At 69.9% G+C, this 12,153-nt stretch carries 11 protein-coding genes and 2 tRNA genes; 7 read left to right on the plus strand and 6 right to left on the minus strand.

From position 1 onward, the window contains the following. Position 1 precedes the first annotated feature (1 nt). Positions 2-1,171, minus strand: coding sequence for an Lrp/AsnC ligand binding domain-containing protein (locus ACIO3P_RS10810; protein ID WP_401848911.1), 1,170 nt, complete (start codon positions 1,169-1,171; stop codon positions 2-4). A gap of 158 nt (positions 1,172-1,329) precedes the next feature. Between ACIO3P_RS10810 and ACIO3P_RS10815 the strand changes: the two genes are divergently transcribed. After that, complete coding sequence (locus tag ACIO3P_RS10815; RefSeq protein ID WP_401848912.1) at positions 1,330-3,063, plus strand: AbgT family transporter; 1,734 nt, start codon at positions 1,330-1,332, stop codon at positions 3,061-3,063. Positions 3,064-3,110: 47 nt separating this feature from the next. Continuing rightward, positions 3,111-4,352 carry a M20 family metallopeptidase gene (locus ACIO3P_RS10820; RefSeq protein ID WP_401848913.1) on the plus strand — a complete coding sequence of 414 codons (1,242 nt, stop codon included), beginning with the start codon at positions 3,111-3,113 and terminating at the stop codon, positions 4,350-4,352. A gap of 38 nt (positions 4,353-4,390) precedes the next feature. Here the strand turns inward: ACIO3P_RS10820 and ACIO3P_RS10825 are convergent, their stop codons facing one another. From ACIO3P_RS10825 to purS, 5 genes are all read right to left on the minus strand, one after another. Next, positions 4,391-5,254 (minus strand): M23 family metallopeptidase, encoded by an 864-nt coding sequence (locus ACIO3P_RS10825; protein ID WP_401849520.1) that lies wholly within the window; start codon positions 5,252-5,254, stop codon positions 4,391-4,393. Positions 5,255-5,509: 255 nt separating this feature from the next. Then, positions 5,510-5,713, minus strand: coding sequence for a DUF4177 domain-containing protein (locus ACIO3P_RS10830; protein WP_329827550.1), 204 nt, complete (start codon positions 5,711-5,713; stop codon positions 5,510-5,512). 33 nt (positions 5,714-5,746) lie between these two features. Next, a complete protein-coding gene (purL, locus tag ACIO3P_RS10835; RefSeq protein ID WP_401848915.1) occupies positions 5,747-8,005 on the minus strand; it encodes a phosphoribosylformylglycinamidine synthase subunit PurL in 2,259 nt (752 codons plus the stop codon). Further along, a complete protein-coding gene (purQ, locus tag ACIO3P_RS10840; protein ID WP_365810596.1) occupies positions 8,005-8,685 on the minus strand; it encodes a phosphoribosylformylglycinamidine synthase subunit PurQ in 681 nt (226 codons plus the stop codon). Before purQ ends, purL begins: the two co-directional genes overlap by 1 nt. After that, the gene (purS, locus tag ACIO3P_RS10845) at positions 8,682-8,981 is read right to left on the minus strand and encodes a phosphoribosylformylglycinamidine synthase subunit PurS (protein ID WP_329827546.1); all 300 of its coding nucleotides are present in this window, start codon (positions 8,979-8,981) and stop codon (positions 8,682-8,684) included. The genes purQ and purS overlap by 4 nt, the downstream gene beginning before the upstream one ends. Positions 8,982-9,381: 400 nt before the next feature. Here purS and ACIO3P_RS10850 point away from each other — a divergent pair, with 400 nt between their 5' ends. The 5 genes from ACIO3P_RS10850 to ACIO3P_RS10870 all read left to right on the plus strand — a co-directional run bounded on the left by ACIO3P_RS10850 (position 9,382) and on the right by ACIO3P_RS10870 (position 12,105). Then, positions 9,382-9,717, plus strand: a complete 336-nt coding sequence (locus tag ACIO3P_RS10850) for an Lsr2 family protein (RefSeq protein ID WP_329827545.1) — start codon at positions 9,382-9,384, stop codon at positions 9,715-9,717. 166 nt (positions 9,718-9,883) lie between these two features. Next, a tRNA-Gly gene (locus tag ACIO3P_RS10855) sits at positions 9,884-9,955 on the plus strand. 78 nt (positions 9,956-10,033) lie between these two features. Further along, positions 10,034-10,106 (plus strand) — tRNA-Gly (locus tag ACIO3P_RS10860). A 131-nt stretch (positions 10,107-10,237) separates the two neighbouring features. Then, positions 10,238-11,206 (plus strand): ABC transporter ATP-binding protein, encoded by a 969-nt coding sequence (locus ACIO3P_RS10865; protein ID WP_329827544.1) that lies wholly within the window; start codon positions 10,238-10,240, stop codon positions 11,204-11,206. A 98-nt stretch (positions 11,207-11,304) separates the two neighbouring features. Then, entirely contained in the window at positions 11,305-12,105 is an 801-nt protein-coding gene (locus ACIO3P_RS10870) for an ABC transporter permease (protein ID WP_401794067.1), read from the plus strand. Positions 12,106-12,153: the final 48 nt, after the last annotated feature.

Genomic DNA, 12,153 nt, shown 5'->3' on the forward strand with positions numbered 1-12,153 from the left:
GCTAATCGGGCGCGTTCCGCCGCAGGAAGCCGTCGACCCGGCTGCCGAGCCGTACCCCGTCCCGCGCGGTCCAGTGCCGGCGCAGCACCCGTACACCCACACAGGTGTTGACCCGCGTGACCTCGGGAAACGCCCCCAGGTCCGTGGTGATGAAGTCGGCCAGGTCCTCCTCGTCCCGGAAGACGCCGTGGTGGATCACCGAGGTGGATCCGGCCACCATCGAGACGTAACGCGCCGACGGGTGCCCGCCCAGGGTGTCCAGCAGACGGGGGATCGCCTGCGGCAGCACCGTGAGGGAGAGCAGGGCGGTGAGCGGATAGCCCAGCAGGGCCGGTTCGATCTCCACCCGGGGCCAGAGGGCGCCGGACTCCAGGAGCGCCTGTGAGGTGCGGTACGCCGTCGAGCGGCTGACGTCCAGCTCGCGGGCGATGTCGGCGGCCGGGATCCGGCCGTTGTCCACCATCAGCTCCAGCGTGCGCCGCTCCAGCTCGGAGAGCTCGTCGGGCGAGGTCCTGCGCTCCTGGGTGATCTGTACGGCGTGTTCGCGCAGCCGCCCGGTCTGCTCCTCGGAGAGCCGGTGGAGCCGCCAGCTCTGGCCCATGGTGTAGGCGCGCAGGACCAGTTGCGACTCGGTGGAGACGATGCCGGGTATGCCGGGCAGCCGGTGCGTCAGCAGGTCGAAGATATCGGTCCCGAGCAGGGGGTAGACGCTGCAGTAGAGGTCGGCGCTGCCGGTCGTCAGCAGCAGGGTCTGCACCTCGGCCAGTTCCAGGATGCGCCGCGCGACCTCCTGGGAGCGCCCCGGTTCGCACGTGATCCACACCTGCCGCGGGTTCTCGGTGGTGATCAGCGGCCAGTCCAGTCGGCCGACCACACGGAGCAGCCGCTCGGCGCGCAGCCGCGCGAGGCGGCGGGCGATGGTGCTCGGCGAGCTGTCCAGCACTTCGGCGAGGGCGTTGACCGGGGTACGGGGGGCGAGCTGGAGCGCGGCGACCAGATCGAGGTCGACGTCGTCGAGCAGCCGCTCCTCCGGACGCGCCGATGACCGCCGGGTGGAGACGGTGGAAACGGTGGAGATGGCGGAGATGGCGGAGGCAGACGCGGGGGACGCGGGGGCGGTGGTGGAGGCGGTGGAGGGGTTCGGTGAGGAAAGCGCTGACGACGGCGGCATCTCTTGATCCTAGTCGTTGCCCCTGCTGAGCCACTCCATCATCAGGAAGTTACGAGGACGAAACAGCCGCACGCCTCGAATCCATTGACACAATCTTTCATTCTGAAGTCTTATAGCGAACCAATGCACCATCACGCGAGAAGAGAGGGACCGATGTGGTGACCAGGACGACGGAGGACCGCCCGAAGGACCCCTCGGCGGACCCGGGGGCCGACGGCGCCGAGGGCTCCGCGCCCGGCCCGGTCTCCGGCTCGGTGGCGATCACGCTGCGCGTGCTCGGTGTCATAGAACGCGTCGGCAACCGGCTGCCCCACCCCTTCTGGCTGTTCGTGATCCTCAGCGCGGTGCTGCTCGTCCTGAGCTGGGCGCTGCACGGCCTCGGGGTCTCCGCCGAATCACCCACGGACGGCGCGACGGTCACGGTGCGGAGCCTGATCTCCGACGCGGGCGTGACGATGATGCTCGACGGCCTGATCGACAACTACGCGACGTTCCCGCCGCTCGGGGTCGTCCTCGTCGTCATGCTCGGCGTATCGGTCGCCGACCGGGCGGGGCTCCTCACCGCCATGCTGCGGGCCGCGCTCGCGAAGGTCCCGGTCCGGGCCGTCACCTTCATGATCGCGTTCACCGGGATGGTCGCCCACATCGCCTCCGACGCGGCGTTCGTGGTGATGATCCCGCTGGGCGCGATCGCCTACCGCTCCGTCGGGCGCAACCCCGTGCTGGGCGCGGTCGTCGCCTTCGTCGCGGTCTCGGGAGGGCACGCCGCCAGCCCGCTGGTCACGCCCTCGGACGCCACACTGGCCGCGCTGACGACGGCGGCAGCCCACACCATCGACCCCTCGTACACGGTCACGCCGGTCGCCAACTACTTCTTCTCGCTCGTCTCCTCCGTCGTTCTGGCGCTGGTCATCACCCTGGTCGCGGAGACGCTGCTGGTCCGGCGGGTGGCGATGATGACGGCGGACGACGAGGCGGAAGCGGGACAGGCCGGGAAGACGGGGGAGTCCGGGAAGACGGGACAGGCGGGACAGGCGGGGCAGGCGGGGGAGTCCGGGAAGGCCGACGGGGCCGCCGCGGCCCCGGAGACCGTCGCGGCCCCGGAGGCCACCGAGGAACTGCCCGACCTCTCCCTGACGGACGACGAGCGCCGCGGACTGCGCGCCGCCGGGTTCACCGCCCTCGCCCTGCTGGCCGCCATCGCCCTTGCGGCCATGCCCACCGGTTCACCACTGCGCGGTGACCACGGCGCCGTCATCGACTCGCCGCTCGTCCACAACATCGCCGTCTTCCTGTCGCTGCTCTTCTTCGCGACCGGCGTCGCCTACGGCCGGGCGGTGGGAGTCGTCCGTACGGCGAAGGACATCCCGGACATGATGGCGCTGGGACTGCGCGAACTCACCCCGATCCTGGTGCTGTTCTTCGCGATCTCGCAGTTCCTCGCCTACTTCAAGTGGACCTCCATCGGCGAGGTCATGGCCATCACCGGGGCGGAGCTGCTGGACTCGTCCGGGGTGCCGATCGCGGTCATCTTCGTCGGCGTCATCCTCGTCGTCAGCGTGATGAACCTGGTCCTCACCAGCGGCTCCGCCATGTGGGCGCTGATCGGCCCGGTGTTCGTGCCGATGCTGATGCTGCTGAAGGTCGCCCCCGAGACCACCTGGGCGCTGTACCGGATCGCCGACTCCTGCACCAACCCCATCACTCCGATGAGCCCGTACTTCGTGCTCTGTCTGGGCTTCGTACGCCGCTACCGCCCCAAGGCGGGCATCGGCACCCTCATGTCCCTGACGCTCCCCGTCGCGCTGTCGATGCTCGTCGTATGGACGCTGCTGTTCCTGGCCTGGTACGCGCTCGGCCTGCCGTTCGGCCCGGGAGCGCCGACGCACTGACCCCCTTCACCCATCTGTCGAAGAGAACTCGGAGAAACACGGAAACCATGCCGTCACCCGCACCCGCCCCCGCCCCCATGCCGCACTCCCCCAACGGCCCCGACCCGGCCGCGCTCTCCCGTATCGCGTCCTGGTGCGACGAGCGGGAGCAACGGGACGGCTACCTCACCGATCTGCGCCGTCTGGTGGAACAGGAGTCGCCCAGCGAGGACAAGGCCCTCCTCGACGCCACCGCGGATCTGATCCTGGAGCTGCTGTCCGTACGGCTGGGCGAGCCGAGCCGTACGGTCCGCCACCGCCACCCCGAACTGGGCGACGTCATCGAGGCCGAGTACGACGGGGACTCCGGCGGTACGGTCACGGTCGTCGGCCACTACGACACCGTGTGGCCCGCGGGTACCGTCACCGACTGGCCGTTCACCCTCACCGAGGGAACCCTCTCGGGTCCGGGGGTCTTCGACATGAAGGCCGGCCTGGCCCAGGGGATCTGGGCGCTGCGCGCGCTGCGCGCCCTCGGACTGCCCCGCCCCACCGTGCGCTTCGTGTTCAACGGCGACGAGGAGACAGGCAGCGTCATCTCCCGGCCGCTCATCGAACGGGCGACGGAGGACGCGGTGGCCACCCTGGTCATGGAGCCGGGCGGCGCGTGGGGGATCAAGGCGGGCCGTAAGGGGGTCGGCATCTTCAACCTCACGGCGACGGGGCTGGAGGCCCACGCCGGCCTCGACCCGGCCAAGGGTGCCAGCGCCATCCACGGACTGGCCGACGTCATCCGCGACCTGGTCGCCGCCGCCGACCCGGAGCGCGGGACGACCGTCAACGTCGGCCGTATCAGCGGCGGTACGGCGCGCAACGTCATCGCGGGCGAGGCGACCTGCCTCGTCGACATCCGGGTCAGCACGCAGGAGGAGATCGAGCGGATGGACGGCGTCCTGGCGGGGCTGACCGCCACGGACCCCCGGGTCACCCTCACCGTCGGCGGCGGCTGGAACCGCCCGCCGATGCGGCCCGGCGCCGCGGGCCGCCGCCTCTTCGCGCTGGTGGACGGCGTCGCGACGCACCTCAGGGGCCCGCTGGCCGAGCTGTACGTCGGCGGCGGCAGCGACGCCAACTTCGTCGCCGCCCTCGGCCGCCCGGTCCTGTGCGGCATGGGCGCCCTGGGCGACGGCGCGCACGCCCGTCACGAACACGTCACCCTGGCCGACCTCCCCGACCGCATGGCCCTCGCGGCGGGCACGCTGCTGGGGCTGGCGGGAGACCGGGTGCCTGAGGGGCCTGAGGGGGCCTGAAGGTGAGCGTGGGCTGAGCGGGGCCCCAGGGGTGCCGTTCAGCCCACGAAGGGCTCGCCGCTCAGCGGAACGCCGACGCCCCGCCAGCGGAACGGGACACCGCGGGCGATGTCCAGGTCCGGGTGGTCCATGAGCTGGAAGTGGACATGCGGCTCGGTGGAGTTGCCGGAGTTTCCGCAGCGGCCCAGAAGCTGACCCGCCACGACACGGTCGCCCGCGCGGACCTGAAGCGAGCCGCGCCGGAGATGGGCGTACATCGCGTACGTACCGTTCCCCAGGTCGAGAACCACATGGTTGCCGGTGATCCGGTGCGCGCCGCCCAACTCCCGTACCGCGCTCTCGAAGAGCATCAGATAGACCAGCGCGGGCAGGGAGTTCCTGCTCAGGTGGTCGCGCTGGCCGTCGGAGGCGTGCACGACCGTCGCGTCGGCCACCGCGAGGAGCGGTTCGCCGAAGGCCGGGAAGTCGCGGTTGCGGCGGACGACCGGCCACAGCCACGCGAAGGCCGGGCGGGAGGACGGCGCGGTGGGTTCCGAGCCTGATTCCGGCTCCGAGCCCGGCTCCGGCTCTGGTTCCGACTCCGGATCCGGATCCGAGCCCGGATCCGGATCCGCCACGATGTCGATCGCGTACGCCTGTCCGTACGCGTACGTCCCATGGCTCGGCACCTTGTTCGCCGGGCTGTTCACCGCCGACCAGCGGCCCCTGACCGGTGCGTCCACCTCCACCGTCGGCGGGCGCACCGCGTGCTGGGCCCGTGCCGTGCGCCCCATCCAGACGAGCAGCGCGATCCCGATCCCGGCCGGCAGCCACGTCCACCAGTAGCCGAAGGGCAGTTCGGCGAAGGCCCCGGCGAGGACCAGGGCGCAGAAGACCAGCCAGGACAGCCGGAAGGCGTTCATGGCGAGCCTCCGGCCGCGGCGGCTCTCCCGTATCTCCTGTGTCTCCTGTGTCTCCGGTACTTCTGCTTCGGTCGCGGACATCGTTTCGTTCCCCCTCGACGGTTCCACGCGCCGATAGTACGTAATTACGTAATCCCTTGAAACCTGGGCACGCAGGCGCGCGGACGACTGAGCCCCCATCCCGGACAACCCGGGACAGGGGCTCAGTTCAGCGCGTCACGCCGTCACGCCGTCACGCCTCACACCTTCACGCCGTCACGCGCGCGGGCGCTCCAGCGTCAGCAGCAGGCCCTCGACCGCACCCGGGCCGATCCGGCCCTTGACGTCCGCCGCCGTGATGGCCTTCAGCGCCCAGCCGTCCTCGGCGTGCTTGTTGAGGACCTTCTCCAGCTTGTCGCTGTCCAGGGCGTCGCCGATGAGCGATTCCCTGAACGTGACGACCTTGTACTCGTACGCCATGATGCGTTCCCCTCCTGATGGTTGACCGGCCGCTCAGGCCAGCAGCGCCGGAATCGTCGCCTCGTGCGCGTCCTTGAGCTCACCCAGCGGAAGACTGAACTCGCCCTGCACCTCGATCTCCTCGCCGTCCACCACACCGATCCGGGTGACGGGCAGGCCCCGCGCCCCGCACATGTCCGTGAACCGCAGCTCCTCGCTGCGCGGTACGGCGACGACCGCGCGGCCCGCCGACTCGCTGAACAGGAACGTGAAGGCGTCGAGCCCGTCCGGCACGACCAGCCGCGCGCCGTGCCCGCCGCGCAGGCAGGACTCCGTCACCGCCTGGATCAGACCGCCGTCGCTCAGGTCGTGCGCCGCGTCGATCATGCCGTCGCGGGAGGCGGAGATCAGGATCTCGCCGAGCAGCTTCTCGCGGTCCAGGTCCACGGCCGGCGGCAGTCCGCCGAGGTGGTCGTGGACGACCTGGGACCAGGCCGAGCCGCCGAACTCCTCGCGCGTGTCGCCGAGCAGGTAGAGGAGCTGGCCCTCCGCCGCGAAGGCGATCGGCGTACGGCGGTTGACGTCGTCGATCACGCCGAGCACGGCCACGACCGGCGTCGGGTGGATCGCCGTCTCGCCCGTCTGGTTGTAGAGCGAGACGTTCCCGCCGGTGACCGGGGTGCCCAACTGGAGGCAGCCGTCGGCCAGTCCGCGCGTCGCCTCGGCGAACTGCCACATCACGGCCGGGTCTTCGGGCGAGCCGAAGTTCAGGCAGTCGGAGATCGCGAGCGGCGTCGCGCCGGAGGCGGCCACGTTGCGGTACGCCTCGGCCAGCGCGAGCTGCGCACCCGTGTACGGGTCGAGCTTCGCGAAGCGGCCGTTGCCGTCCGTCGCCATGGCCACGCCGAGGTTGGTGTTCTCGTCGATCCGGACCATGCCGGCGTCCTCGGGCTGCGCCAGCACCGTGTTGCCCTGGACGAAGCGGTCGTACTGGTCGGTGATCCACGCCTTCGACGCCTGGTTCGGCGACGCGACCAGCTTCAGGACCTGCTCGCGCAGCTCCGCCGAAGTGGCCGGGCGGGCCAGCTTGTTGGCGTCGTCCGCCTGGAGGGCGTCCTGCCAGTCGGGGCGCGCGTAGGGCCGCTCGTACACCGGACCGTCGTGGGCGACGGAGCGCGGCGGTACGTCGACGATCTGCTCGCCGTGCCAGAAGATCTCCAGGCGCTCGCCCTCGGTCACCTCACCGATGACGGTGGCGATGACGTCCCACTTCTCGCAGATCTCCATGAAGCGGTCGACCTTGTCGGGCTCCACGACCGCGCACATGCGCTCCTGCGACTCGCTCATGAGGATTTCCTCGGGCGAGAGGGTCGCGTCACGCAGCGGTACGGTGTCCAGCTCGACCCGCATCCCGCCGGAGCCGGCCGACGCCAGCTCGCTCGTGGCGCAGGAGAGGCCGGCGCCGCCGAGGTCCTGGATCCCGGCGACGAGCTTCTCCGCGAAGATCTCCAGGGTGCACTCGATGAGGAGCTTCTCCTGGAACGGGTCGCCGACCTGCACGGCCGGGCGCTTGGCCGGGCCGGTGGACTCGAAGGTCTCGGAGGCCAGCACCGAGACGCCGCCGATGCCGTCGCCGCCCGTGCGGGCGCCGTACAGGATCACCTTGTTGCCCGCGCCCGACGCCTTCGCCAGGTGGATGTCCTCGTGCTTCATGACGCCGATGCAGCCGGCGTTGACGAGCGGGTTGCCCTGGTAGCAGGCGTCGAAGACGACCTCGCCGCCGATGTTCGGCAGGCCGAGGCAGTTGCCGTAACCGCCGATGCCCGCGACGACCCCGGGCAGCACCCGCTTGGTGTCGGGATGGTCGGCAGCGCCGAAGCGCAGCGGGTCCACGACGGCGACCGGGCGGGCGCCCATGGCGAGGATGTCGCGGACGATGCCGCCGACGCCGGTGGCCGCGCCCTGGTAGGGCTCGATGTACGAGGGGTGGTTGTGCGACTCGACCTTGAAGGTGACCGCGTACCCCTGGCCGACGTCCACGACGCCCGCGTTCTCGCCGATGCCGACGAGCATCGCCTCGCTGGCGGGGGCCTTCTCGCCGAACTGCCGCAGATGGACCTTGCTGCTCTTGTACGAGCAGTGCTCGGACCACATGACGGAGTACATGGCCAGCTCGGCGCCGGTGGGACGGCGCTCCAGGATCTCGCGGATCCGGGCGTACTCGTCCTCCTTGAGGCCGAGTTCCTTCCAGGGCTGGTCGGCGTCGGGGGTACCGGTCGCGTGCTTGACCGTGTCGAGGTTCTTGATGGTCATCAGGCGCTTACCAGCTTCTTCAGGATCGAGGTGAAGAATCCGAGGCCGTCGGTACGGCCCGTACCGATCAGCGGCTCCACGGCGTGCTCGGGGTGCGGCATGAGGCCGACGACGTTGCCCGCCGCGTTGGTGACCCCGGCGATGTCGCGCAGCGAACCGTTCGGGTTCCCGTCCAGGTAGCGGAAGGCGACCCGGCCCTCGGCCTCCAGCTCGTCGAGCGTGCGCTCGTCGGCGACGTACCGGCCGTCGATGTTCTTGAGCGGTACGGAGATTTCCTGACCGGCGGAATAGTCGGCGGTCCAGGCGGTGTCCGCGCTCTCCACCCGCAGTTTCTGGTCGCGGCAGATGAAGTGGAGATGGTTGTTACGGAGCATCGCGCCCGGAAGGAGATGCGACTCCGTGAGGATCTGGAAGCCGTTGCAGATGCCGAGAACCGGCATACCGGCCTTCGCCTGCTCAATGATCGTTTCCATCACCGGCGAGAACCGGGAGATGGCCCCGGCCCGGAGATAATCGCCGTAACTGAAACCGCCCGCCAGGACAACCGCGTCGACCTGATGGAGATCTTTGTCGCGGTGCCAGAGCGATACGGGCTCGGCACCGGCGATACGGACGGCACGCAGGCTGTCCCGGTCGTCGAGCGTGCCGGGGAAGGTGACGACTCCGATACGAGAAGTCACTTCGCCCCCTGGTCGGCGGCACCGACGACCTCGACGCCATCGGCGGAGACGGACTCGTCGACCTTCACGACGAAGTCCTCGATGACGGTGTTGGCGAGAAAGGTTTCGGCCATCTCATGGATGCGGGCGAGGGCGGCCTCGTCGACCGGCCCCGCCACCTCCAGCTCGAAACGCTTTCCCTGGCGGACGTCGGCGATTCCCTCGAAGCCCAGGCGGGGCAGTGCGCGCTGCACCGCCTGGCCCTGCGGGTCGAGGATCTCCGGCTTGAGCATGACGTCGACTACGACGCGTGCCACGTGCACTCCCGGTGGTGTGGTGCGGCTGGTTCTCGCTGTTGCGTTCTCCGGGGAATCCCCCAGACCCCCCGAGGTACCTCAGCGTACCCGGCCAGAAAATCTACGCGGGTAGATATGTCCGTTTTCCGGATCCGTGCGAACACTGAGGCCGATGGGACCACCACGGGACAACGCCGGGAAAAATCCCGGGAAAAAATCTGGCCACCCATTGCCGGGGGACACGCTGATGTAATTGGCTGGGCTTCACAATGCGCCCTCTTTCGCTGTACAAAGGAATACAGCGGAAAGAAGCATTGCCCCATAACAGCCGGAAGGCCGGTATCGCCGCACGTCAACACGTTTCCCGCACATGTCGGGCGCGTTCGGGCACAAGCGGTACCGCAAGAAAGGACCTGTATCCGTGGCGCAGCGCGTAGTGGTCACGCTCTCCGACGACATCGATGGCGGGGACGCGGCGGAAACGGTCGCGTTCGGCCTGGACGGGAAGTCGTACGAGATCGACCTCAATCCCGCCAACGCGAAGAAACTGCGTAAGGCCCTGGCGCCCTTCATGGCGGCCGGCCGAAAGCAGACAAATGGCAGCAAGCGCGGCAAGGCCCGTTCGACCTACCGGCACACGGCGCTCGCACCCGACCCCGCGGCGGTGCGGGCCTGGGCCCAGTCCCACAAGGTGGAGGTGCCGGCCCGCGGCCGGATCCCGAAGCGGGTGTACGAGGCGTTCCACGAGGCGAGTTGAGTGGCAGGGCCCGCGCGGCGCGCGCCGGGTCCACGCCCCGGTGCACGCCGGGCGCAGCCGGTCGAGTGACCGGTATGCGCACCGAGTTGCACAGCACCCCCACTGATCGGCTAGAGTTTGGAACACGCCGAGGGGCAAGGCCGAAAAGCCGAAGCCCGGGCAGCGTGCGGGTGTAGTTCAGTAGTAGAACGCCCCCTTTCCAAGGGGGAGGCGCAGTGTGCAATTCCTGTCACCCGCTCTACATCACTTCAGGTCCGGCTCAATGGATCAGGTACAGTGATGGACGCATCGCTCAGCAGAGCTCGATCGGTGCGATGCGGACGTAGCTCAGTTGGTAGAGCGCAACCTTGCCAAGGTTGAGGTCGCCAGTTCGAACCTGGTCGTCCGCTCAGAAATGAAGGCCCTGGTCTCCGGACCGGGGCCTTCTTCGTGTGCGGCGTTCGGCGCTGATGACAAATGTCATCGGAGACGGTGACAGGGTGCACTGCCGAACAGCCCGCTCCGCCGAAATCCTGGAGTCATGACTCAGGTTTCGACGCAGGTACCGACTCAAGCGCCCCGGGACGACGGCAGCGCGGTGATCGACGTGAACGCCCTGCGGCGCACGTACACGGGCGGGTTCACGGCGGTCGACGGGATCTCCTTCTCCGTGGCGCGCGGCGAGCTCTTCGCGCTGCTCGGGACGAACGGCGCGGGCAAGACGTCCACCGTCGAGCTGCTGGAGGGCCTGGCCCGGCCCAGCGGCGGCGCGATCCGGGTGCTGGGCCACGATCCGTACACCGAACGGTCCGCCGTGCGCCCCCGGGTGGGCGTGATGCTCCAGGAGGGCGGCTTCCCCTCCGACCTGACGGTCACGGAAACGGTGCGGATGTGCGCGGGATGCACCAGCGGCGCACGCCCGATCGGCGAGGCGCTGGAGCTGGTGGGGATGGGCCACCGGGCGGGCGTACGGGTCAAGCAGCTCTCCGGCGGCGAGAAGCGGCGCCTGGACCTGGCGCTGGCGCTGCTCGGGCGGCCCGAGGTGCTCTTCCTGGACGAGCCGACGACGGGGCTGGACGCCGAAGGGCGGCGTGACACCTGGGAGCTGGTGCGGGAGCTGCGGGCGGACGGCACCACCGTCCTGCTGACCACGCACTACCTGGAGGAGGCCGAGAGCCTCGCCGACCGGCTGGCGATCATGCACAGGGGCCGGATCGTGGCCTCCGGCACCCCCGCCGAGGTGACCGCGGCGCGGCCCGCGCGGATCCGCTTCAAGCTGCCCGCGGGCGTCCCCGCCGGGCGGCTCCCGCTGTCGCTGCGCGCGGCCGAGCAGGGCGAGGGACGGGTGGAGATCCGCACCGAGCGGCTCCAGCGGGACCTGGGCGAACTCATCCGCTGGGCCGAGCAGTCGGACCTGGAGCTGGAGGCGCTGGACGCCCGCTCCGCCTCTCTCGAAGAGGCATTTCTCGACATCGCTTCACAGCGCACGGAATCGGGGGACACGCGATGAACACGACGAACAGCGGGACGGACAGCACGACGGACAGCACGATGGGCAACACGACGGGCAACAGGACGGATCAGGTGAAGAGGACGAACGGTCCGGCCATGGCGCGTACGGAGAACGACCCGCCCGGCGGGAGGCGGACGACGGTCACGGGGCGCCTCAAGGCGCTCGGACGGGCGGAGTTCGTCATGCTCGTCCGGAACAGGACGGCGCTCTTCTCGGCGCTGATCGTGCCCGTGGCCATGATCGGGGCGATCAAGATGTCGCTCAAGGAGGTCGACCTGGGCGAGGTCGGGCTGAGCGGTATCGAGGTCGCGATGGCCGGCAGCATCGGCATGGTGCTGATCATGGCCGTGTACGCCAACCTCTCCGCCGCCTACACGGCCCGGCGCGAGGACCTGGTGCTCAAGCGGCTCCGTACGGTCGAGACGTCCGACCGCGAGATCCTGATCGGTACGGCGCTGCCCGCGGTCGTGCTGGCCTTCGCCCAGTCCTGTCTGATGATCGCGGGCGGTGTGGCGTTCCTGGGGGTGCGCGCGCCGCAGAACGCGCTGCTGCTGATCGGCGGGCTGCTGGGGGGTCTGGTGCTGCTCAGCGCGCTGGCGGCGGCGACCTCGGCATTCACCCGTACCGTGGAGAGCGCCCAGATCACCACCATGCCGCTGTTCCTGGTGTCGGTGGCGGGCTCCGGCCTGTTCGTACCCCTGGAAGTGCTGCCCGACCGGGTGGCCTCCATATGCGAGCTGCTGCCGGTGACCGGGGTCATGACCCTGATCCGGGCGGGCTGGCTGGGCGGTACGGAGGGGTACGACCTGCTCGGCGCGGCACTGAACGCGCTGGCCTGGATCGTGCTCGCCGGCTTCGCCGTACAGCGGTGGTTCCGTTGGGAGCCGCGCCGCTGAGACGGCGCGGAGTCGCCGGGCCGCACCGGGATTCACCGAGATCCGCCG

This window comes from Streptomyces sp. NPDC087310 (assembly GCF_044744405.1).
Lineage (GTDB): Bacteria > Actinomycetota > Actinomycetes > Streptomycetales > Streptomycetaceae > Streptomyces.